Annotated in this window: 15 protein-coding genes; 10 read left to right on the forward strand and 5 right to left on the reverse strand. The window is 72.3% G+C overall.

Translation table 11 applies throughout. The annotated features are described in order from the left end of the window. Positions 1-3: 3 nt before the first annotated feature. On the forward strand, positions 4-960 hold the full coding sequence (locus ACFPCV_RS04320) for a formylglycine-generating enzyme family protein (protein ID WP_465251550.1): 957 nt from the start codon (positions 4-6) through the stop codon (positions 958-960). A 123-nt stretch (positions 961-1083) separates the two neighbouring features. On the opposite strand, the gene ACFPCV_RS04325 is transcribed toward ACFPCV_RS04320, so the two are convergent. From ACFPCV_RS04325 to ACFPCV_RS04335, 3 genes are all read right to left on the reverse strand, one after another. Further along, positions 1084-3489 carry an RICIN domain-containing protein gene (locus ACFPCV_RS04325; RefSeq protein WP_378054675.1) on the reverse strand — a complete coding sequence of 802 codons (2406 nt, stop codon included), beginning with the start codon at positions 3487-3489 and terminating at the stop codon, positions 1084-1086. 130 nt (positions 3490-3619) lie between these two features. After that, positions 3620-5350 carry a ThuA domain-containing protein gene (locus ACFPCV_RS04330; RefSeq protein WP_378054676.1) on the reverse strand — a complete coding sequence of 577 codons (1731 nt, stop codon included), beginning with the start codon at positions 5348-5350 and terminating at the stop codon, positions 3620-3622. Further along, complete coding sequence (locus ACFPCV_RS04335) at positions 5347-8154, reverse strand: carbohydrate-binding protein (RefSeq protein ID WP_378054677.1); 2808 nt, start codon at positions 8152-8154, stop codon at positions 5347-5349. The genes ACFPCV_RS04330 and ACFPCV_RS04335 overlap by 4 nt, the downstream gene beginning before the upstream one ends. 1115 nt (positions 8155-9269) lie before the next feature. Between ACFPCV_RS04335 and ACFPCV_RS04340 the strand changes: the two genes are divergently transcribed. The 9 genes from ACFPCV_RS04340 to ACFPCV_RS04380 are packed head-to-tail and all read left to right on the forward strand — an operon-like array spanning position 9270 to position 19313. Next, positions 9270-10112, forward strand: coding sequence for a DMT family protein (locus ACFPCV_RS04340; protein ID WP_378054678.1), 843 nt, complete (start codon positions 9270-9272; stop codon positions 10110-10112). Then, positions 10109-11077 (forward strand): polysaccharide deacetylase family protein, encoded by a 969-nt coding sequence (locus ACFPCV_RS04345; RefSeq protein ID WP_378054679.1) that lies wholly within the window; start codon positions 10109-10111, stop codon positions 11075-11077. The genes ACFPCV_RS04340 and ACFPCV_RS04345 overlap by 4 nt, the downstream gene beginning before the upstream one ends. Beyond that, positions 11074-12312: an O-antigen ligase family protein gene (locus ACFPCV_RS04350; protein ID WP_378054680.1), complete on the forward strand. Its 1239-nt coding sequence runs from the start codon at positions 11074-11076 to the stop codon at positions 12310-12312. The genes ACFPCV_RS04345 and ACFPCV_RS04350 overlap by 4 nt, the downstream gene beginning before the upstream one ends. After that, positions 12287-13363, forward strand: a complete 1077-nt coding sequence (locus ACFPCV_RS04355; protein WP_378054681.1) for a glycosyltransferase — start codon at positions 12287-12289, stop codon at positions 13361-13363. The genes ACFPCV_RS04350 and ACFPCV_RS04355 overlap by 26 nt, the downstream gene beginning before the upstream one ends. After that, complete coding sequence (locus tag ACFPCV_RS04360) at positions 13360-14388, forward strand: hypothetical protein (RefSeq protein ID WP_378054682.1); 1029 nt, start codon at positions 13360-13362, stop codon at positions 14386-14388. The genes ACFPCV_RS04355 and ACFPCV_RS04360 overlap by 4 nt, the downstream gene beginning before the upstream one ends. Next, positions 14385-15656: a glycosyltransferase 87 family protein gene (locus tag ACFPCV_RS04365; protein ID WP_378054683.1), complete on the forward strand. Its 1272-nt coding sequence runs from the start codon at positions 14385-14387 to the stop codon at positions 15654-15656. The genes ACFPCV_RS04360 and ACFPCV_RS04365 overlap by 4 nt, the downstream gene beginning before the upstream one ends. Then, on the forward strand, positions 15653-17101 hold the full coding sequence (locus ACFPCV_RS04370; protein ID WP_378054684.1) for an oligosaccharide flippase family protein: 1449 nt from the start codon (positions 15653-15655) through the stop codon (positions 17099-17101). Before ACFPCV_RS04365 ends, ACFPCV_RS04370 begins: the two co-directional genes overlap by 4 nt. Before the next feature lie 11 nt (positions 17102-17112). Then, a complete protein-coding gene (locus tag ACFPCV_RS04375; protein ID WP_378054685.1) occupies positions 17113-18207 on the forward strand; it encodes a glycosyltransferase in 1095 nt (364 codons plus the stop codon). After that, positions 18204-19313 (forward strand): glycosyltransferase family 4 protein, encoded by a 1110-nt coding sequence (locus tag ACFPCV_RS04380; RefSeq protein ID WP_378054686.1) that lies wholly within the window; start codon positions 18204-18206, stop codon positions 19311-19313. The genes ACFPCV_RS04375 and ACFPCV_RS04380 overlap by 4 nt, the downstream gene beginning before the upstream one ends. Here ACFPCV_RS04380 and ACFPCV_RS04385 read toward each other — a convergent pair whose 3' ends face one another. Together ACFPCV_RS04385 and ACFPCV_RS04390 are read right to left on the reverse strand one after the other, a co-directional pair. Next, the gene (locus tag ACFPCV_RS04385; RefSeq protein WP_378054687.1) at positions 19314-20549 is read right to left on the reverse strand and encodes a putative glycoside hydrolase family 15 protein; all 1236 of its coding nucleotides are present in this window, start codon (positions 20547-20549) and stop codon (positions 19314-19316) included. It abuts the gene before it with no gap. Further along, positions 20531-21952 carry a sugar transferase gene (locus ACFPCV_RS04390; protein ID WP_378054688.1) on the reverse strand — a complete coding sequence of 474 codons (1422 nt, stop codon included), beginning with the start codon at positions 21950-21952 and terminating at the stop codon, positions 20531-20533. Before ACFPCV_RS04390 ends, ACFPCV_RS04385 begins: the two co-directional genes overlap by 19 nt. Positions 21953-22168 lie beyond the last annotated feature (216 nt).

Here is a 22168-nt window from a genome sequence, read left to right on the forward strand (position 1 = left end):
ACGATGCCCGCGTGTTGCGGACCTGACCGGCAGACCACCGGTGCGCCCATGCCCGTCGAGCCGCCGGTGCGGTCGCCGTCGGCGGACACCCGGGGGATGGTGCGGATCGCGGGCGGTCCGTTCCGGATGGGCGGCGCCGACGAGGACGCCAACCCCGGGGACGGCGAAGGCCCGGTGCGCACAGTGACCGTGTCGCCGTACCTGATCGACGAGACGGCCGTGACCGTCCGCCAGTTCGCGACGTTCGTGAAGGCCACCGGCTACGTCACCGAGGCGGAGCGGTTCGGCTGGTCTTTCGTCTTCCACCTGTTCGTCGGAGCGGCGCAGCGACGGCATGTGCGGGACGCTTCGGTGCCCGGCGCGCCGTGGTGGCTCGCCGTCGACGGCGCCGACTGGCGCCACCCGGACGGCCCTGGGTCCACAGTGGAGGGACGCCAACGGCATCCGGTGGCGCACGTGTCGTGGCACGACGCCGCCGCGTACGCCGCGTGGGCGGGCAAGCGGCTGCCCACCGAGGCCGAGTGGGAACTCGCCGCCCGCGGCGGTCTGGACCAGGCCCGCTACCCGTGGGGTGACGAGCTGGCGCCCAGGGGCCGGTGGCGGTGCAACATCTGGCAGGGAACGTTCCCCACCGACAACACCGGGGAGGACCGGCACATCGGCACCGCACCGGTGAAGTCCTTCCCGCCCAACGGAAACGGCCTGTACGAGGCCGCAGGCAACGTGTGGGAGTGGTGCGCCGACCGCTGGTCGTCGACCTGGCACACCGAGGACCGCGACGACACCCGCATCGACCCGCAGGGCCCGCCGGCCGGCGACACCCGAGTCATCCGCGGCGGCAGCCACCTCTGCCACCACAGCTACTGCAACCGCTACCGCGTCGCCGCCCGCACCGCCAACACACCGGACAGCTCCTCCGGCAACACCGGCTTCCGCTGTGCCGCGACGCCTCCTGGCTGAGGTGACGGCGGTTCGGTGCTCGCGAGAAAAGCCCGGCCATGCCCCGAAAGCGTCGTTCGGGGCAGGTGCGGTGCCGTCGTGGCCACCGGCCGCTGGGAGCGAGACCGGTGGCCACGACATCTGTCAGGCCGGGAGGGCCCAGCGTTGGTTGGCCGCGCCGTTGCAGTCCCAGATGTGGATCTGGGTACCGTCCGCCGTGCCGTTGCCAGACACGTCGAGGCACCGGCCCGACTGCGGGTTCACCAGCGACCCGTTGGCCTGCACCGACCAGACCTGGGCATCGCTGCCGTTACAGGTCCACAGCTGCACGAGGGTGCCGTTGGCGGTGCCGCTGGTCTTCACGTCCAGGCACTTGCCCAGTGCGCGGAACGTCCCGTCGCCGCCGATGGTCCACTGCTGCGCGGCGGTGCTGTTGCACGTCCAGATCTGGATCTTCGTCCCGTCTGCCGTGGCGCTCCCGCTGATGTCCAGGCACTTGTTCGTCGCCGCGCTGACCACCGGGCCGGTCCGGCTGCCGCCTGCCCCGACCATCGCGTTGAGCGTGTACCAGGCCTCGGTGCTCCACAGCGACTGCCCGGACTCGGACGAGAACGGGCGCGGTGACCGGAGGTGCACCACGCGGCCCGGCTGCAGACCGGGGACCGCGAGCCGGACCTTCTTCCGGTCGGTGGACAGGGTCGCCGACGCCACGGTCAGCGTCTGCTCGTCGACCTTCGGGCCGCCGTAGGCCGCGGTCGGCACGTACCGCCACTGCGTTGCCTTGTACTTGGCCGCCAGGTTCTGCGCCGTGCCCGCCGACAGCGGCTGGGTGTACTCCAGCTCGAAACCACCCTCGACCGCCCGCATGGCCACGATGTCGAACGCGCCCGTGCCGGTCGGGGCGAGCTTCTGCAGGCCGTAGGCGAGCTTGCCCTCCTGGCCCCAGTTGCCGCCGCCGTGGATCCCGCCGGTGTAGATGGCGCCGTCGGGACCGAGGCTGATGCGGTTCACCCCGGACTCCAGTCCCTGCGTCATGCGGAACACGGCGCCCTGGTACTCGCCGTTCACCTTCTCCAGGAAGCCGCGCTGCAGCCCGCCGTAGGTGACGTCGCCGAACACCAGCTGCCCGGCGAACGGACCCGACGTGAGCTGGACGGGGTTGCTCGGCGAGTTCGCGATCTCGTTCTGCGGCAACCACAGGACCGGCTGCGTCACCGGCCGCCCGTCGAACGGGCCGTCGGGGTTCATGTAGTGGTTGAAGAACCGGTCCTGTTTGACGTGCACCAGCTTCGACGACGGCAGCCAGCCACCCTGGTTGTCCGTGACGAAGATGCCACCCTCCGGTCCCCAGCCGATACCGTGCGGCGTCCGCAGGCCACCGGCCACATAGGACACCGCACCGGTCGCCCTGTTCACCTTGATCGTGGTGCCCCGGTTCGGCGCGGGCTGCGGATCCGTCGTGGCGCCACCGTAGTTGATGGCGACCGACAGGTTCAGGTAGAAGAACCCGTCCTGGTACAGCAGGCCGAACGCGAACTCGTGGAAGTTCCCGCCGAACGGCCACGTCGCCACCGCGCGGTAGTTGTCGGTGACCTCGTCGCCGTTGGTGTCGTTCAGCTCGACGAGCCGGTGCTTCTCCGACACGTACAGCTTGCCGTCGACGTACTTGATCCCCATCGGCTCGCGGAGGTTGCTCGCGATCTTCTTCGCCTGCACCTGGGCGGGGCTGGTGTTGCCGGTGACGCCACTCATCAGGTACACCTCGCCGAACTGGTTGTTCGAGCCTCCCCAGGTCGCGATCGCGAGGCGGCCGTCCGGCAGCCAGTCCATGCCGGTCACCTGCGGCTGGAACCCGGCCGGGCGCAGGCTGGTCAGCGTGTAGTTCGGGTGCACGGCCGTGAGTGGCAGGCCGTCGCCCGGTGAGTCGGCGCCGCCCTCGCACTCCTTGCGGCCCGGCGCGGTCACCCGCACGACGTCCGCGTCCGTGCTCAGCACCGAGTTCGGCACCACGACGAAGCCCGAAGCGCCCGGCGGCTGCCACTGCAGCGTGATCTGCTGGTCCACCGTGTTGTCGAAGTGCTCGATGCGCAGGGCGTGGTAGCCCGTGGTGAGCTGGACCGAGCCGTCCTTGGCGGTCGGCCCGTGCAGCCCGTCGTGGTCGATCACGACCCGGTCGTCGAGCCACAGCCGGGACCCGTCGTCACTGGTGAGGCGGAAGTTGTAGGTGCCCGCCGTCGCGACGTCGATGTTGCCGGTGACCTCGGAGACGAAGTGGTCACCGACGCCGAAGTCGGTCGTGGCGGTCCAGTTGATCGTGGGCATCAGCTTGTCGACGTTCGGCGTCTGCCCCGGCTTGAGGTTGCACAGTCTGCTCAGCGACGTCTGCAGGTCGAAGACCCGCAGTGTCACACCGGGTTGCTGCGGTGGAACCGCCGCGGCCTGTGCTGGCGCGACGAGCAGGCCTGCCACGGCGACGAACAACGCGGTGGCGGCGACGAACAGCCTGTGGCGGCGCGGCGGTCTGGTTCGGCGGTGAACCGGCGATCGCATGGGATTTCTCCTTGGGGACCGTCAGGACGGCATGGTCCGGCTCGACCACTCCGTCCGGAGTGGACATACGGGGATCTCGCAGGGGGCGCCCGCCACGCCTGCGCGTGGCGGGCGCGTCGTCACCGTCCGGTCACGGCAGGGTCCACTTCTGGTTCGCTCCGGTGTGGCAGTCCCAGATGTGCAGTTGCGTGCCGTCCGCGCTGCTGTTGCCCGAGGCGTCCAGGCAGCGACCGGACTGCGGGTTGCGCAGCGTGCCGTCGGCCTGCGCCGCCCACTGCTGGGCACCGGTGCCGTTGCAGGTCCACAACTGCACGATCGTGCCGTTGGCCGTGCCGCTGCCCTTGACGTCGAGGCACTTGCCCAGCGCGCGGAGCGTGTTGTCCCCCGGCAGGGTCCACCGCTGCGCGCCGGTCCCGTTGCACGTCCAGAGCTGGACCTTCGTGCCGTCCGCGGTGTTGGACCCGCTGATGTCCACGCACTTGCCGCCGAGACCCCTGATCTCACCGGTGCGTGTGCCATCACCACCACCCAGTTCCTTGACCCGGATGTCGCGGAACGAGGCGTCGTCGCCGTTGCCGTGGTTCTGGAGGCCGACGTGGCCCTGCACCAGGCTCCGGTTCGGGTCGGTGTTCGTGAAGTCGTTGACCTTCACACCGTTGAGGAACACCTGCACCCGTTCGCCCTCGACGAGCAGTTCGAACGTGTTCCACTCCCCCGGCGGGTTGAGCGCCGCGTCCCTGGCCGCGATGTCGGCCGACTTGAACCCGTACACCGCGCCGGTGGTGCGGTCGGCGGCGTCGGTGGCGTCGATCTGGATCTCGTAGCCGTTGTTCACCGCCGACCACGGGTCGCTGCTCGCCGGGAACCCGATGAACACGCCGGAGTTGTCGTCGCCCGCGAGTCGCCAGTCCATCTTCAGCGAGTACGAACGGAACTCCTTCGCCGAGTACCACAGCATGCCGAGCCCGCCGAACGAGGTGAGCGTGCCGTTCGCGAGCGTGAACCCGCCGGGGCCGGCCTGGCTCCACCCGTTGGTGTTGGCACCGTCGAACAGCGGCGTGTAGCCGGTCTCCGGGCGGCAGTCCGCGTCGGTCATGCCCGCCGCGTAACGGATCCCGCCGAGCAGGTGGCTGCGGAACGAGGGCTCGGTGTAGCTCTGCTCGGTGTGCCCGCCCGCGGTGTACCAGGAACGGCCGCCCTGGTAGGTCTTGCACCAGGCGATCGGGTGGTCACCCATGTTGCCGCCCGAGTAGGTGCCTTCGTCCAGCCGCGCGAGCACGTGCGCGTCGCCCCGCGGATTGGCCTGGAAGTTGTACCACTCGTCGGTGCGCACCCAGTCGTCGCCGAGGTGGGACGTGGACGCGTGCGCACGGTCCTCGACCCGCAGCGTCGCCTGCTGGATCGCGGGGTGCGAGTGGAAGTAGGCGCCGACCACACCGCCGTAGAACGGCCACTGGTATTCCGTGTCGGACGCCGAGTGCACGCCGACGTAACCGCCGCCGGACCGCACGTACGACTCGAACGCGGTCTGCTGCCCGTCGTTCAGGACGTCACCGGTGGTCAGCAGGAAGACCACCGCGCGGTACTGGGCGAGGTTCGTTCCGCTGAAGGCGGCGGCGTCCTCGGTGGCGTCGACGGTGAAGTTGTTGGCCGCGCCGAGATCACGGATCGCCTGGATGCCGTTGGGGATGGAGGAGTGCCGGAAGCCGGCGGTCTTGGAGAAGACCAGGACCTTGTAGGCCGGATCAGCCGCCGGGGACCACCCCGGCGCCAGCGCCAGCATCACCACCACCGACATGGCCAGCGCCAGGAAGGCGGTACGCAGTCGGGATCTTGTCGGAGTTCTGGGGATTCTGGTCATGGCAGGGTCCATTTCTGGTTGGCTCCGGTGTGGCAGTCCCAGATGTGCAGTTGGGTGCCGTCCGCGCTGCTGTTGCCCGAGGCGTCGAGACAGCGGCCGGACTGCGGGTTCCTGATCGTTCCGCCGGGTTGGGGCACCCAGAGCTGTGCGCCGGTGCCGTTGCAGGTCCACAGCTGCACGACGGTGCCGTTGGCCGTGCCGCTGCCCTTGGCGTCGAGGCACTTGCCCAGCGCGCGCAGGGTGTCGTCGCCGGAGACGGTCCAGCGCTGGGCCGCCGTGCTGTTGCACGTCCAGAGCTGGATCTTGGTGCCGTCCGCGGTGGCGGCACCGCTGACGTCGACGCACTTGCCGCCGAGGCCCGTGATCTGGCCTGCGCGGGCACCGGTGGCGAAGGTGAACTCGTCCACGTCGAACAGCGAACCCGCGCCGCCGGAGAACACCAGGTACAGCGTGGTCGTGCCGGACGGCTGGCCGGACAGCGTGGTGGTGACGTCGGTGAACGTCTCCCAGCCGCCGGTCACCGGCACCGGGACCGAGCCGAGCAGTGTGCCGGTCGCGGAGCCCGCCCGCACCTCGATCGTGCCGCCCGCACCACCGGAGGACACGCGGGCCGAGAACGACGTCGCGTTGGACAGCACGTAGGGCTGGAACGCGATCCAGTCACCGTTCTCGATGTGGCCGACGGTCTTCCCGCCGTGCGCCGGGCCGTGGTCGACGACCTGGACGCCGTTCGACGAGCCGTAGTGCTCGGCCTGCCTGGTCCTGGGTTGCGTCACGTGCTGGGTGTGGGTGGTGATGCCGCCGTTGTCGGTGTACTCGGCGTCCCAGACCCCGTAGATGTTGGCGTTCGGGTCGTGCTCGCCGTCCGTGGGTGTCTGGATGACACCGGAACAGCCGGTCGCCTCGGTGAGCTTGTGGCCGTGCGAGTCGTGCCCGAGGATGTAGCTGATCTTGACCCGGGCACAGTCGATCGCGCCGTCCTCCGGGTCGGTGACGCTGATCCGGAACGGGACCGCGTCGCCGAAGCTGAACAGCTGCCCGTCCTGCGGCAGGTTCACCGTCACCTTCGGCGCCGTGTTGCCGACCGTGATCTGCACGCTCGCCGTCGCGGTCTTGCCCGTGCTGTCGCGCACCGTCAGCGTCGCGGTGTAGGAACCGTTGGCCGAGTAGGTGTGCGACGGGTTGGCGGCCGTGGACGTGCCGCCGTCACCGAAGGTCCACGAGAACGTGATGGCGTCGCCGTCCGGGTCCGACGAGCCTGCCGACGAGAAGCCGACCGTCAGCGGCGCGGTGCCACTCGTCTTGTCCGCCGCCGCCTTCGCGACCGGCGCGAAGCCGTCCGCGACGTGCTCGATCCGGTACAGCGCCGAGTTCTCGTCGCCGGCGAACCAGCCCGTGCCGTAGTCCAGCACGTACAGCGCGCCGTCCGGGCCGAAGGCGGCGTCCATCACCTGGGTGCCGGTCCACGGGAACGGGTTGATGGCACCGGCCGAGCCGTCCGCGTTCACCGCGACGTCCTTGATCCAGCGCCTGCCGAACTCCGTCGCGAAGAAGTGCCCGTCGTAGGACTGCGGGAACTTGACCGCGGAGTTCAGGTTGGGGTCGTACCGGTAGACCGGGCCGCCCATGGGCGACTCGCTGCCGCAACCGAACGCCGCCAGCGAGCACCCGTCGTACTTCAGCCACGCCGGTTTGGCACCGGGCAGCTTCTGCTGTCCGGTGTTGTGCGGCGAGTTGTTGGTCGGCCCGCTCGCGCAGTCGAACTTGCCGCCGGAGGCCCCGGTGGCGAAGTTGTGGTCGTTGTAGGTCTCGTTCGTGGTGTTCGAGCCGGTGCAGTAGGGCCAGCCGTAGAAGCCGGGCCCGGTGATCCGGTTGAACTCGACCTGCCCGGCCGGCCCGCGTGTGCCGCTGGCCGAGCCCGCGTCCGGCCCGTAGTCGCCGAGGTAGACCACGCCGGTGGCCTTGTCGACGTTGAAGCGGAACGGGTTGCGGAAGCCCATCGCGTAGATCTCCGGCCGGGTGTTCTGCGTGCCGGGTGCGAACATGTTGCCCGCCGGGATCGAGTAGCCCCCGTCGGCGTTCACCTTGATCCGCAGTAGTTTCCCGCGCAGGTCGTTGGTGCTGCCGCTGGAGCGCTGGGCGTCGAAGGCCGGGTTGCGGTTGGTGCGTTCGTCGAGTGGGCTGAACCCGTCGGAGGCGAACGGGTTGGTGTCGTCGCCGGTGCTCAGGTAGAGGTTGCCCGCGGCGTCGAAGTCGATGTCCCCGCCGACGTGGCAGCAGATACCGCGGCTGGCCGGCACGTCCAGGACCGGCTTCTCGCTGGACAGGTTGAGCGTGCCGTTGGTGTTGAGCACGAACCGGGACAGGCGGTTCACGCCGTTCCAGGCGGCGAAGTCGGTCCCGTCTGACGGCGCGTCACCGGCCGGTGTGGACAGTGGCGGCGCGTAGTACAGGTACACGTGTCGGTTGGTGGCGAAGTTCGGGTCGGCCGCGATGCCCTGCAGGCCTTCCTCGTCGTGGGAGTAGACGGTGAGCTTCCCGGACACCGTGGTGTTGCCGGCGGCGTCGGTGCGGCGGACCGTGCCGTCGCGGGAGGTGTGCAGGACAGAGCGGTCGGGGAGCACGGTCATGGACATCGGTTCGCCCATTTCGCCCGCCCCTTTGGCGAGCGTGACCTGTTGGAACTCCGGTGCCGCCTCGGGTGCGGCGACGGATGCGGGAGGGGATGGGGACAGCGTCGCTGTGGCGGCGACGAGCAGAGCGGCCGAGCCGAGATGGATGAGAGCGCGCAGGGATCTCAGCATGTCGCGTCTTTTCCTTTCAGACGTCGATGTCTGACTGGACCGATACTGAGCGGAGCATTCAAAAGGTAGCGACTTTCGAACATCAACGACAAAAGTTCGCTGAATCGGAGCAAACTTTGTCCGAGGCTCAACAAAATTAGCGCCAGCCAGTCACCCGTCCGGTCCAGTCGACTAGGAAGAACGGCAGCAGCGCGCCAAGCCAACGGACGCAGGACGGTCGAGCGGGCACACTTCGTGCGGCGGCCGATCGAAGTCGGCTCCGTCACCCGGGCGGATCTCGCGCACTGCTTGGAGGACCGGGCAGGTGGCCGGTCGACGATCGGCGCTGGATTCCGTGAAGTTCGCGTGAGGTGAGTCCGGTGCGGGGCGTCGGCGGGTGGTTCGGTGCTGTGACGCGCTTTCAGAACAATCCACCAGGTTCTGCTCGTTGGTGGTGGGCGGTCGTGTGGGGTAGGGGTCTTTGCCGGTCGGTGCCGGCTTCTTGTGGGGTTGTCCTCGCCGGACGGGCAGGTCTCCGGGGTGACTGTCTGGTGGTCTTTGTCCTCGCCGGACGGGCAGGTCTCCGGGGTGGCGAGGAGCATGTCGGCTGCGGTTTGGGCGGGTCTGCCTGCCAGGTCGACGGGATGGCAGGGAGCCCCTTGGTGGTGGGCTTACGCCACCGTCAGGGTTGCGTGGGCAGGGCCCGCTTCGCGGGCCCGGGGCGCGTAGCGCCCTGGCTTTGGCGCTAAGGCGCGTTGACGGCGTGGCAATGCCCTGAAAGGCGCGTTCAGGGCGCTGAGCGCCCTGAAAGGCCCATTCACGGCACCGGTTGTGCCGTGAGCGCGCCTTTCACAGCACCGGGCCCGCCTTGCGGGGTGCCTGCCGGGCGTTGCGGGTCCGGCGTCCGCACGACACCAAGGGCGATTTGACCCGACTTTCCTTGTTACATCTCGGAAGGGTGATCATCACTCCACTTTCGAGTGTGCTGCTCGCGCTTGGTTGCCACAGACGGTCAGAAGGTTAGCCGCTATGTCCTTCTGACGGGTTTGGAAGATCCGGACCGTACGATTCGCCTCCGTCGAAGCGACGAACGCTCGAAAAGTCGGGCGGTGCGGGTATTCCCAAGGGGTTGTTGCGTGCTCGGACACATCGAACTCGCGGTGTCGACCGCGATGTACGGGATGGGAATCGTCGCGCAGAGCGTCGCGGCCCGGCGCGCTGACCGGCCCGGGACCGGGCTCGGGCTGCTCGCCCGGTTGGCCACCGACCGGCTGTACCAACTCGGGTTCGCCGGTCAGGTCGGCGGTTTCGCGCTCGCCTTCCTCGCCCGCGCGGAACTGCCGCTGTACCTGGTGCAGGCCGGCACCTCCTGCGCCGTCGGCATCGCGACCGCGTTCGGGGTGCTGGCGCTTGGCTGGCGGGTCCGTCCCGTCGAGGTCGCGATGCTGGGGGTGCTGGCCGCCGGGCTCGTACTGCTCGCCACCGCGTCGGTGCCCTCGGTCGCGCACGACATCCCCGCCGGGCTGGGATGGGTCCTGCTCGGGTCGCCCTTGCTGGTCGGCCTGGCCGCGACCTGGGCCTGTCGGCGGGATTCGGTCCTGTTCCTGGCGCTGCTGGCCGGTTCGGCGTTCGCGGTGGTCGCGATCAGCGGCCGGTCGCTGGCCGACGAACCGCTGCACCAGCTGCCGCTGAACCCGCTGACCTGGCTGATGTTGCTGGCGGCGCTGCTCGGCCAGGCGTGCATGTCCGTGGCACTGGCCAGGGGATCCGCGACCTCGACGGTGGCGACGATGGACGCCGCCACCATGGTGCTCACCTCGGTGGTCGGCATCGCCGCGCTGGGTGACCGGATCGCGCCGGGCAGGGAGTGGTCGGTCGTGCTCGGTCTCGCGTTCGTCGTGCTCGGGGTGCTGGTGCTCGGCTCGGCCGCACGCGTTGCCCCGGTCGTGGCACACCGGCCCGCGCGGGAGGCCGTGTGACCACCCCGCCGATCGCCAGCGTGTCGCTCGACCTGGACAACCTCTGGGCGTACCTCAAGACCCATGGTGACGCGGAGTGGGAGCGGATGCCCAGCTTCCTGCCTGCCGCCGTGCCCCGGCTGCTGGAGCTGTTCGGGGAGCACGGCGTGACCGGCACGGTGTTCGCGGTCGGCGCCGACGTCGAACGCGAGGACGGTGCGAAGGCGGTCGCCGCGTTCGCCGCCGGGGGCCACGAGGTCGCGAACCACTCCTACCGCCACGAGCCGTGGCTGCACCGGTACTCCCACACCGAGCTGGAGACCGAGCTGGCGCGGACCGAGGAGGCGATCGTCGCCGCGGGCGCGCCGGCGCCGGTCGGCTTCCGCGGCCCCGGTTTCAGTGTCTCGTCCGCGCTCGTCGAGGTGCTCACCGAGCGCGGCTACCGCTACGACGCGAGCACGCTGCCCACCTGGACCGGTCCCCTGGCCCGTGCCTTCCACAACCGCACCGCGCCACCGGGGGACCCCCGCCGCGACGAGCTGTTCGGCGGCTTCTCCCAGGTCTTCGCGCCCAACACCGCATACCGCTGGCGGACCTGCTCCCGCGCGGAGCTCGTCGAGCTGCCGGTGACCACGATGCCGCTGCTCCGCGTCCCGGTCCACGGAGCATACGTGTTGGCGCTGCACCAGATCTCGCCGCGGCTGGCCAGGCGCTACTTCGCGACGGCACTGCGGCTGTGCCGGGCACTTGGCGTGTCCCCGTCGCTCCTGGTGCACCCCACCGACGTGCTCGGCGCGACGGAGGCGCCGGGCATGGAGTTCTTCCCCGGCATGGCGGTGCCGACCGAGCGGAAGGTCGCGCTGCTGGGCTGGATGCTGGCCACCGTGCGTGCGAGCTTCACCGTCGTCGGCACCGGCGAGCACGTCACCCGCGTGCGCCCGCTGCGCCGCGATCGGGACGTCCGAGGACTGGATCGCGGCAGATGACACCGCGGGCCGTCGTTGCGCCGGTCGGCACGATCGGCCGGGAGACCCGGCTCCTCCGCGTGCTCGCCTGCGCGACCGTGGCACTCGCACCCGTCGAGGGCTACCTCACCTCGGTGCACGGCCAGCTCGCGAAACTGCCGCCCGCGTTGCTGATCGTCGCGTGGGCGGCGGTCCGCCTGCGGCGCCGGGAAACGCCGCGGCCGCACCCGGCCCACGCGGTCCTCGGCGCCTTCGCGGTGCTGGTGCTGGCATCCGCCGCCGTGCACGCGGACGGACCGTTCACCGTCGAGTACACGGCGCGGTGGCTGCCGTTCGTCGCGGTCGCGGTGGTCCTGATCGACGTCGCGGCGACGGAGGTGCCGGTCAGGACACTCCTGGTCGCCGCGGTCGCCGGCGCCACGGCGGCCGGCGCGGGGGCGCTCCACAGCCTGGCCGTGGCCGGCGCGGCACGCGCGACCGGGCCCCTGTCCGACCCGAACGACCTCGCCTTCGTCCTGGTGACCGCGTTGCCGCTGCTGGTCGCGGTGCTGCCGGCCGAACCGGCACCGCGCCACGTCCTCGCGGTCACGGTCGCGGCCGCCGTGCTGGTGGCCGGTGCCGCGGCGACCTTTTCGCGCGGTGGGGCGCTGGCCCTCGCGGCGGCGGTCGGCTGGCTGGTGCTGCGCCGCGCGCTGTCACCGAAGGTGCTCGCCCGCGCGGCCGCCACGGCAGCGGTCACCGCGGGGGCCGCCCTGCTGCTCGCCGGACCGCACCTGGCGCGGTCGTTGCGGGAGAAGAGCTTCATCGCCGGATCCAATGTGGACACCAGGGAGCTGCGCTGGCAGGCCGCCGCGCGCATGCTCGCGGAGAACCCGGTGCTGGGCGTCGGCCCCGGCGGGTTCCGAGCCGAGTACGCCGCCGCGTCCCACAACGCCGAGATCGCCGAGCAGACACCCGTGGCGCACAACATGTTCCTCGAGGTGGCCGCCGAACTGGGCCTGCCCGCGTTCTGCCTGTTCCTCGCGCTGATCGCCATCGCGGTGGTGGCGAGCGAACGCGTGCTGCGGTCGGCAGCGGACCACCGGCCGATGGTGGCGGTGCAGGCGAGCCTGATCGCGGTCGCGATCGGGGCGGTTTTCCTGTCCGAGCAGTACTACCTGCCGCTGTGGCTGCTGATCGCCGTCGCGGTCGCGGCCGCGCTGCGTGCTCGTGGAGAAGGGAGGAGCGGCGATGCGGGTGCTCCACGTGATCAGTGAGATGGGCAGCGGCGGCGCCGAGACGCTCGTCGCGGGCATGGCGATGGCGAGCGGTTCCGTCGGTTGGGAGTCGGCGGTCGCCAGCGGCGGCGGGCATCGCGCGGACGCGCTGCGGGCCCGCGGTGTGCCGACGTACACCGTCCCGGTGGCCCGGCGCAGGGCCACCGGCGTACTGCGTGCGGCCGCGGCGGCGCGGTCGGCGGTCCGGCGGTTCGGCCCGGATGTCGTGCTGGCGCACAACGTCTCGGCGACACTGGTGGCCCGGCTGGCGGTCGCGCCGGGCCGCGCGCTGCCGGTGGTGACGGTGTGCCACGGGCTCGCCGACGCGGACTACCGCGGTGCCGCCCGGATACTCCGGCACACCGCGCGGACCGTGGTCGCCGTCGCCGACGCGACGGCCGACCGGCTGCGGGCCGCCGGTCTCCCCGATCCGGTGCTGATCCCCAACGCGGTCTTCCCCCAGCAGGCGACGGCCGACCGCGCCGCGGTCCGCGCGGCACTCGGCGTGCCCCAGGACGTGCCGGTGGCGCTGTGCGTGGCCCGCATGGAACCGCAGAAGCGGCACGACGTCCTGCTCGACGCCTGGGCGGCGCTGCGCGGCGACGCGGTTCTGCTGCTGGCCGGGGACGGCAGCCTGCGCGCCGAGCTGGCACACCACCGCGCCCGGCTGGCCCTCACCGACCGCGTCCGCTTCCTCGGCACCCGCGCCGACATACCCGACCTGCTGGCCGCCAGCGACGTCACCGTCCTCACCAGTGACTGGGAGGGCATGCCGATCGCGGTACTGGAGTCGATGGCGGCCGGCCGCCCTGTGGTGGCCACCGACGTGTCCGGGGTGCGCACCGTGCTGGGGAACGGCGGGCTCGTCGTGCCGCGCCGCGACCCCCGGGCGACCGCCGAGGCGCTCGGCACCTTGTTGTTCGACCCGGCCGCCAGGGCCACCGCCGCGGCCGCGGGGCTCGCCGCCATCCGCAGCGGGCACGACCCGCACAAGTTCATGAGGTCCTACGACGAGCTGCTGCGGGCCGCGATCCGAAGGAGACGACGGTGAAGACCACCACCACCACGAAGAAGCGACCGCCGAACGGCACCTCGGTCCGCAGGTCCCCGGGCACCGGTGCGAAACCGGCCACCCCGGAACCGGCGGCCACCACAACGGCGAGCGCCACCACCAGCACCGCGACGACTGTCCACACGGCACTGTCGGTCCTGCGGCGGCCGATCGTGGCGGGTCTCGTGGCCGCCGTGCTCGTCGGCGGGCTCGTGCTGCTCGTGACCTGGCTGCGGGGCGACCGGTTCGAGGCCAGGGTCGGGCTGCTGGCCGGTCCGGCACCGGACACCGCCGCCGGTTCGCAGTACGGCGAGGTCGTCTCCCTCACCCTGCCCGCGCTCGTCGAACTGGCGCGCAGCCCCTCGGTGATCCGGGATGCCGCCGCGGCCACCGGGCTCGCGCGGGACGAACTCACCGACGGCGTCTCCGTGGAGCTGGTGCCCGCGTCGGGGCTCGCCCGCCTCGCGGTCACCGGACCGTCGCCCGAGCAGTCCGGTGCCGCGGTCACCGCGATCGCGCGCGCCATGATCGACGCCGACCTGCTGGCCCCGGCGGGTGCGCTCCGGCTGCTCGACGAGCGGCCCGACGTCACCAGGGTGGCTCCGGACCGGCCGCTGGGCCTCGGGTTGGCACTCGCCGCCGCCGCGGTGGCCGGGGTGTCGGCCGGCGCGCTGCGGCACCTGCGCCGGGGTCCGGCCGGCGAGCCGGCCGTGCGCAGAGCCCTTGCCGCCGCCGGCGTGCGGCAGCCGGTGACCACGCTCAGCGCGGCCGACCCGGAGCTGACCGGACGACTGCGCACGCTGTGCGACGCGGCCGCCCGGCCCGTCCGGGTGCTCCCGGCGGCGCCGGACCTCGGCGAACGGGCCGAGGAGCTGGCCGCCCGGTTGCCTGACACAGCCGGCGAACGGGAGGCGTCGGACGCGGTGGTACTGGTGGCCCGCGCCGGCGGGCGGCAGGAGGAACTGGCGGTGGTGGCGGGCGTGCTGCCCGGCGACGTCGTCGTGGTCGCGGTGGTCCTGGCGTGAACACCAGGTCCCGGATCGCGTTCGCCGTCGCCGCCGTGGCCGGGGCGTTCGGCGCGTGGTGGGCGCTGCGGCCGTCCTGGCAGGTACCGCTGCCGACGGCGGCGACCCGGGCCGAGGTGCGGATGCAGGACTTCCGCGACGCGCTCTACTTCCCCGTCCGCGAGTTCCTCTCCGGTGGCAACCCGTACGACCCGGCCGCGATGTTCGCGCACTGGCCGGTGCGGCAGAGCTTCAACCTGTACCAGCCCTACCACCTCGCGCTGCACCTGCCGTTCGCGCTGCCCGGCTACCGCGCCGGTGCGCTGGCCTTCGCCGTGGTCTCGTTGCTGCTGCTGGTGGTGCTCGCGGCCATGGCGGCGAGCCGGATCCGGTCACGGGTGCCGCTGGCGCTGGGTACCGCGGCGCTGGCCGCCCTGCTGGTCCTGAGCCAGGTCGGCAAGGCCCAGCTCTACCTCGGCCAGGTGAACCCGCTGGTCGCGGTCGGCGCGGCCGGCGCGTTGCTGACCCGGTCCAGCCATCCGCGCCTCGCGGCGGTGGCGCTCGCGCTGGCCTGGCTCAAACCGCAGTTCGGCCTGCCACTCGCGATCCTGCTGTTCGCCAGGGGTTCGCGGCGGGTCGCGCTGTCGGGCACGGCCGTCGCGGCGGTCGCGAGCCTGCCGGTCGTAGCGCTGCTGGTCGCGCGGGGCGGCGGCCTCGGGCCGTTCCTCGACACGATCGCCGCGAACCTCGCCCACGCCACCGGCACCGACTACGGCGCGGTCGACTCCCCCACCGCTCAGCGCGTCGACCTGGCGGCGGTGCTGTTCCGGCTCACCGGCTGGCTGGCGCCCGCCGCGGAGCCGCTGGCGCTGGCGGGCGTCCTCGCCGTGAGCGTGCTGCTGGTGCGACGGCTCGACCGGGCCGGGGACGCCGACGCCACCGCCGTCGCGGACCTGCTGACGTGCCTCGCCGTGGTCGTCGCCGTCGTGCACCAGCCGGGTGACGTGCTGATCGCCGTGCCCGCGGCGACGCTGGTGGCGGTGGTGTGGTGGCGGCGCAGGCGGGAGCACCGCTGGCCGTTGGCCGGGTTCGCGGTCGCGGCGCTCGCCGTCCCGTTCGCGCACGTGCACGTCGTGGACTCGGCGGTGCGGGCACTGTTCTCCGTGCGGGCGGCGGTCACCCTCGACGGGGTGGCCGTCGTGGCGGCGTGGCTCGTGCTCGTGGTCTTCGCCGCCAGGCACACCGCACGGGCGGCCCGGCCGGAGTTCGTCGCGGGACGGGCCGGGTGACCACCGGCATCGGCGGCCGCGCGGTCCGCGGCACGCTGTGGCTCGGGCTGGTCAACCTGGTGAGCAAGGGCAGCCAGGTGGTCGTCACCCTGGTGCTGGCGGCCACCCTCACCGAGGGCGGCCTCGGCTCGGTGGCCCTGGCCGTCGCGGTGGTGAACATCGGGCAGGTCATCCAGGCGATGGGTGTCTACGACGTGATCGGCCGCACCGAGCGCGACCCGGACCGGGTGGCGGGCACGGTGCTGACGTTGAGCGTGGCCACCGGGCTCGGGCTCGCCGTGGTGCTCGTGCTCGTGGCGGCGCCGGTCGCGGCCCTGGTCGGCGCACCGGACGCGGCCCCGCTCGTGCGGCTCGCGGCGGTCAGCCTCCCCTTCACGGCGGTAGGCGGGGTGCAGATGGCCGTGATGCACCGGCGGCTGGACTTCCGCCGCAGGCTGGTGCCCGACGCGGGGAGCGCGGTGCTCGGCGCGGTCGTGACGGTCGTGCTCGCCGCGACCGGCGCCGGACCCGTCGCGCTGGTGGCGGGCCTGTTGTGCACGGCGGTCGCGCAGCCGGTCCTGGGCACGCTGGTCGGGGTGCCGCCGCGCCCGTCGTGGGACGCCGGGGCCGCCCGCGAGGCACTGGGCTGGATCGCGGTCGTCGGGCCCGCGGCGCTCGTGGCGATCCTGCTGGTGAACGTGGACTACCTGGCGATCGGGCACGTACTCGGCCCGGCGGCGGTCGGGGTGTACTCGCTGGCCTACCGGATCGCCTGGGTGCCCTACATCATGGTGGCGATCGTGGTCGCCGCGGTCGCGTTCCCGGTCTGCGCCAGGCTGGTGCGGGAGGGCAACCGCGGCGCGCTGCCCGCGGCCACCGCCCGGTTCACCCGCGCGACGCTGGCGGTGACCGGCGGCCTGTACCTGGTCACCGCGCTGCTGGCCGACCGGGTGGTGCTGCTCGGGGAGCGCTGGGCACCCGCCGCGCCGGTACTGGTGCTGCTGTGCGCCTACGGCCTCGCCATCAGCCTGCTGCAGACCTGGTACCAGGTGCTCAAGGCCGCCGGGTACGCGCGGTGCTACCTCCTGCTCGAGGTCACCCACCTCGTCACGCTGGGCGGCGCGCTCGTGCTGGTCACCCGGTCCGGCATGGTGGCGGTCGCCGCCGCGCAGGCCACCGTGGCGTGGTCGCTGGTCGTGCTCGCCTGGTGGGTGCTGGCGCGGCGGGCGCTCGCCTTCCCGGCCGCGGAGCTGGCCGGGATGGCCGCCGCGGTGCTGGGTGCCGCCGTGCCGTGTGTGGCGGTCGCGGTCCTCGCCGACCGGTTGTTCGGGCCGCGGGAGACCGTGGCGGGGGTGCTGGCCGAGGCGCTGGCGCTGGCGCTGGCCTACGCGGGCGGTTGCCTGCTCACCCAGCGGGCCGCGGTCCGCGAGCTGCGCGCTCTGGCGCTCTCCGGGGGTGTGCGGTGAAGGTCGCGCACGTGACCCAGCCGGTGACCGCCGGGGTGGCCAAGGTGGTTCTGCAGCTCGCCACGGCGCAGCACGGCCGCGGCTGGTCGGTCACCGTCGTCTGCCCACCGGGGGGCTGGCTCGCCGACCGGGCCCGCGCGGCCGGGATCGACGTGCGTGCCTGGCGGGCGGGCCGCGGTCCTGGACCGGCCACGGCGAGCGAGGTGATCCGCCTGCGCCGGATCCTCGACCGGCTCGCGCCCGACGTCGTGCACCTGCACAGCTCGAAGGCCGGTCTCGCGGGCAGGCTCGCCGTGCGCGGTGCCCTGCCGACGATCTTCCAGCCACACCTGTGGTCCTTCCAGTCCGCCAACGGGCCGTTGCGGGCGGCGGCCGTGGCGTGGGAACGGTTCGCGTCCCGGTGGACCCACCAGCTCGTGTGCGTCAGCGACGACGAGCTGGCCGCCGGCCGGGCCGAGGGGGTCACCGCGGCTGCCGAGGTGGTCTGCAACGGCGTGGACACCGACCGTCTGCGCCCTGCGGACCGGTCGGCCGCCCGCCGGGGGCTCGGTCTCGCGGAGCACGCGCCCACCGCGGTGTGCGTCGGCCGCCTTGCCGCGCAGAAGGGACAGGACCAGCTGTTGTCCGCGTGGCCCGCCGTACTGGCCGAGGTCCCGGCGGCGCGTCTCGTGCTCGTCGGGGACGGGCCGCTCGCCGAGCGCTGGCAGACCACCCTCCCCGTCGCAGCGCACCACTCCGTGCGGTGGTGGGGACACAGCGACGCGGTCGCCGAGCACTACGCGGCCGCCGACGTGGTGGTGCTGCCCTCCAGAGCGGAAGGGATGGCCCTGGTGCCGCTCGAAGCGATGGCCTGCGCTCGCCCGGTGGTGGCCTTCGACGTCGGCGGGGTGCGGCAGAGCGTCGGTGGCGCGGGCGCCGTCGTGCCCCCCGGTGACGTGGTCGCGCTCGCCGGGGCGATCGCCGCCCGGCTGGCCGACCCCGCGCTCGCCGCCCGCGAGGGCCTGCTCGGCCGCCGCCGCGTCGACGACCTGTTCGGCGGCGACCGCGTGCACGAGCGGATCGCCACGCTCGTCGAGAAACTCACCGACCCGGAGGTGGCACGATGACCCGCCGCATGCGCATCGCGTACGTGCTGACCCAGGACCGCGGCGGCCCGGTCGACACCACGGTCGCCCTCGCCGCGGCGCTGCTCGCGACCGGCGATGCAGACGTGCGCGTGTTCGGCCCGGTGCCGAGCCGCGGCGCCGCGGCGATCACGGCGCACCACGTGCCGGTTCTGGTGGCACGCAAGGGAGATCTCCGCGCCGGACGGGCGGCGCGGGCCGCGGTGCGCGCGTGGCGCCCGGACGTGGTGCACGCCCAGGACCGCCGGGCGGGGCTGGTGAGCGCGCGTCTCCGCGCGTGTTGCCCCGTGGTGCACACCTACCACGGTGTGCCGGACGATCTCACCGAGCCGTGGTTCCGCGGTGCCCCGGCCGCACCGGGGCCCTCCCCCTACTCCAGGGCCGTGCTCACCGCGGACGCCGTGCTGGCGAGAACCGTCACCCGCACGGTCGTGCCCGCCCCCGCGATGGGTGAGTTCCTGCGCAGGCGTCTCCTGGTACCCGGCCGCCGCCTCACGCACATCGACAACGCCGTCCACCTGCCCGAGGCGCGACCGCCCGCCGGGCCGGTGCGCAGGCTGGTGTTCGCCGGTCTCCTGGTGGCACGCAAGGGATTGCTGCCGCTGCTCGACGCCCTGGCCATGCCCGGTGTGCTGCCACCGGACGCGACGCTCACGGTCATCGGCGACGGCCCGCAGCGGGCGGCGGCGGAACGGTCCGCGTGCCGGGCGGAGCTGGCCGGCCGCGTGCGGTTCCTCGGGTTCCGCGCCGACGTGCCCGCCTTGCTGTGCGAACACGACGCGCTCGTGCTGCCGTCCACGATGGAGCAGCAGCCCCTCGTCGTCGCCGAGGCCATGGCCGCGGGCAAACCGGTGGTGGCCACCGACACCGGCGGTGTCGCCGACATGCTGGACGTGCCGGGCACGGTCAGCAGGCTCGCCCGGCCCGGTGACATCGCGGGGCTCGCGGCACGGCTGCGTGAGCTGTTCGCCGACCCGGACCCCGCGCGTGCCGGGCGGCTGCTCGCCGCACGCGCGCGGGAACGGTTCGCCCCGGAGGTGGCGGCGCGCCGCCACCTCCAGCTGTACCGGGAGCTCACCGGCCGGTGATCATCCCGCCGGTCTGACCAGCACCGCGCCGTCCGCGGCGGCGAGGTCCATCTGGGACACCGGATTTCCGGTCAGGTCGACCAGTCCGGCGGGCGGGGTCACCGGCACCGCGACGGCGGTGGGGTTGACCGCCACCCAGCCGTTCGTGAACTGGCGGGTCCAGACGCCGGTCGACTGCCGGGTCGCCGCGTCGACAGCCTCCCCGAGCCCCGAGTCCTGCAGCTTCGACCACTCGGGATTCAGGTAGGTCGGCGTGGTGGCCGGGGTCCAGCAGGTGTACGGCCCGGCCAGCAGGGCCGCGCTCGCATAGCCGGCACGCTCCTCACGAGCGCTCCGCGTGCGGGTGAGCAGCAGCAGCCAGGACTCGCCGAGCGCCGCCTGTGCGCGCAGTTCCTTCCACTCGTTGCCCTGGAACGTCAGCAGCTCACCGGTACCGCCGTCGTCGCGGAAGCCGAAGTTCTCCTCCATCGCGCCGCTGAACCGGGAGTGCGCCGTCCACCGGCCGGGGATCAGGCGCGTCTCCGACACGTTGGGCACGAACATCTTCCCGGCCTTCTGCAACGACTCGCCCGCCATCGTCAGGAACGCGTCGAGCCCGTCACGCAGCAGCCGGTCGGTCTCCTCGGCGTCGGCGGTGCCCGCGAGGACCGCGGACGAGTAGTGGCTGAGCGAGTTGAAGTCGTTGTCCGCGAGGACCCCGTCCCAGCCCTCCCTGGTGACCTCCTCGGTCACCGCGGTGGTCCATGCCTTCTGGTAGGCGGCGGTCCACACCGTCATCTGCCAGTGCTTCGGGTAGCCGCGCCACTCGATGCGCCCGCCCTTGTTGTCGAGCGCGAACCAGTCCGGGTGCTTGTTCTGCGCGGCGTGGTAACCGATGCCGCTCGGCAACCAGGTGGCGTCGGTGTTCCCGTTCACGGCGCCGGGATAGTTGCGGGTGCTGGACAGATCCTTGTACACCAGGATCTTGATCTCCGGGTTCAGCGCGCGCAGCTTGCGCATCGCCGCGGTCTCGGTGGCGTTGAGGACCACCACGTCGTAGCGCTCGGCCGCGATCTCCAGGTCGGCGGCCGTCGGCGGCTCGCCGATGCCGTACCACCACGCACACGGCGCGAGCGGTTTCGGCGGCGGCGCGCTGGTGTCCGTCGCCCAGCCGGGCGTGCACGAAACCACGAGAACCAGCGCGGCGGCGCCGGCGAGAACACCGCGCGCTCGCCGGTTCAACGCTTTCGCCGGCACACCAGTTCACCCACCGTCAACAACACGATTTTCACATCCAACCACAAGGACCAGTTCGCGATGTAGTAATTGTCGTACCGGGCCCGGTCGGCGATCGAGGTGTCGCCGCGCAGCCCGTGCACCTGGGCGAGCCCGGTCAATCCGGTCGGCACCCGGTGCCGGGCCCAGTACAGGTCGTGAATGGCGGAGAACTCGCGCACGAAAGCGGGCCGCTCGGGTCGTGGCCCGACAATGGACATGTCACCACGCAGAATGTTCCACAACTGCGGCAGTTCGTCCAACGACGTGCGGCGCAGAAACCGGCCGACCGGGCCGACCCGCGCGTCGCCAGCGACCGACCACCGGCTCTGGGAGTCGTCCACGTCGCCGATGCGCACGCTGCGGATCTTGTAGAGCAGGAACGGGCGGTCGTCCATGCCCACCCGCACCTGACGGAAGATCACCGGGCGGCCGCTCTCCACCAGCACCGCGAGCGCGCACAGCGCGATCACCGGGAGCAGCGCCGCGAGCGCCACCGCGGCGAGCAGCACGTCCAGCCCGCGCTTGACCCACCAGGCCGGCCTGCTGGTCGGCGCACTCCTCAGCCGGACCAGCGGGTAGCTGCGCAGCCGTTCGATGTGCGGCCCGTCCTCGTGCAGCTCGAACATCCTCGGAACGACGAGCGTGGTGCAGCCGAGGCGGTGGGCGGCGATCGCGGCGTCGACCACCGGGGAGTCACGGGCGTGGGAGAAGGCCAGCACGACGGTGCCTGCCCGCAGCCGGGTGATCGCCGTCGACAGGTCCTCGTCGAGCAGCTCGACCGGCAGGGACGCGGCGTCGGGCTGGGGTTCCGAGTCGACGAAGGCCACCGGCCGCAGCCCGAACTCGGGGTGGCGCAACATGGTCCCGACGAGGTCGACGCCGACCTTGCCCGCACCGACCACGATCGTCCGATCGCAGCGGCCGAGCCTGCGCCGGCACCAGCGCCCGAACGCGAAGACGGCCAGGCGGGCCGGTTCGCCGATGACGGCGAAGGCCAGCACCGCCGACTGCACGGCCGTGGTGGTCGCCGGGTCCTGCCCGGTGAGCAGCGCGACGCACGTGAGCAGCGCGAAGGCCGTCATCGTCGAGGCGACCGACCGCGGCAGGTCGTGCAGCCACGACAGCCACAGCCGCCTGCGGTAGAGCCTGCTGCTCGCCCGGACACCGAGCAGTGTGGCCGCCAGTACCAGCGCCGCACCCCGGTGGGCCGAGACGGCCGTGGCCGCGGCGGCGACCGCCAGCACGTCGACGGCGACCAGCAGCACCGCGACGGCGTTCACCCGGCTCAGCACGTCCGTGACCGCCACCCTGTGCACCAGGCCGCGCCGGGCCGGGCCGCGCTTCGCCGTCGCGGTGCCGGCCGGCCACATTTCGGTCAGCACGGTTCACCCTTTCGGGTCACGCTCGGCCGACCCACGCTCATGCCATCGCGAGCACCCGTTCGAGTACACCCGAAAGAGACCTTCGGTGACAATGCCGGACCTTTTCCGCGCAATTGCGGCCCGTGCAATCTGTTCGAGGTCAAGTTATTACTCCCTTGAGCGAATCTGGTTGTGCTCACGCCGGCCTTTCAGCGCCGCCACGGCCAGATTTTGACA

It is taken from the genome of Actinophytocola glycyrrhizae, assembly GCF_042653545.1.
GTDB lineage: Bacteria > Actinomycetota > Actinomycetes > Mycobacteriales > Pseudonocardiaceae > Actinophytocola > Actinophytocola glycyrrhizae.

What these genes read in the sequence shown, in the direction of transcription:
- ACFPCV_RS04330 (WP_378054676.1), bottom strand. Translation starts at nt 5,350, where the DNA reads ATGACCAGAATCCCCAGAACTCCGACAAGATCCCGACTGCGTACCGCC.
- ACFPCV_RS04335 (WP_378054677.1), bottom strand. Translation starts at nt 8,154, where the DNA reads ATGCTGAGATCCCTGCGCGCTCTCATCCATCTCGGCTCGGCCGCTCTG.
- ACFPCV_RS04350 (WP_378054680.1), top strand. Translation starts at nt 11,074, where the DNA reads ATGACACCGCGGGCCGTCGTTGCGCCGGTCGGCACGATCGGCCGGGAG.
- ACFPCV_RS04355 (WP_378054681.1), top strand. Translation starts at nt 12,287, where the DNA reads ATGCGGGTGCTCCACGTGATCAGTGAGATGGGCAGCGGCGGCGCCGAG.
- ACFPCV_RS04380 (WP_378054686.1), top strand. Translation starts at nt 18,204, where the DNA reads ATGACCCGCCGCATGCGCATCGCGTACGTGCTGACCCAGGACCGCGGC.
- ACFPCV_RS04325 (WP_378054675.1), bottom strand. Translation starts at nt 3,489, where the DNA reads ATGCGATCGCCGGTTCACCGCCGAACCAGACCGCCGCGCCGCCACAGG.
- ACFPCV_RS04320 (WP_465251550.1), top strand. Translation starts at nt 4, where the DNA reads ATGCCCGCGTGTTGCGGACCTGACCGGCAGACCACCGGTGCGCCCATG.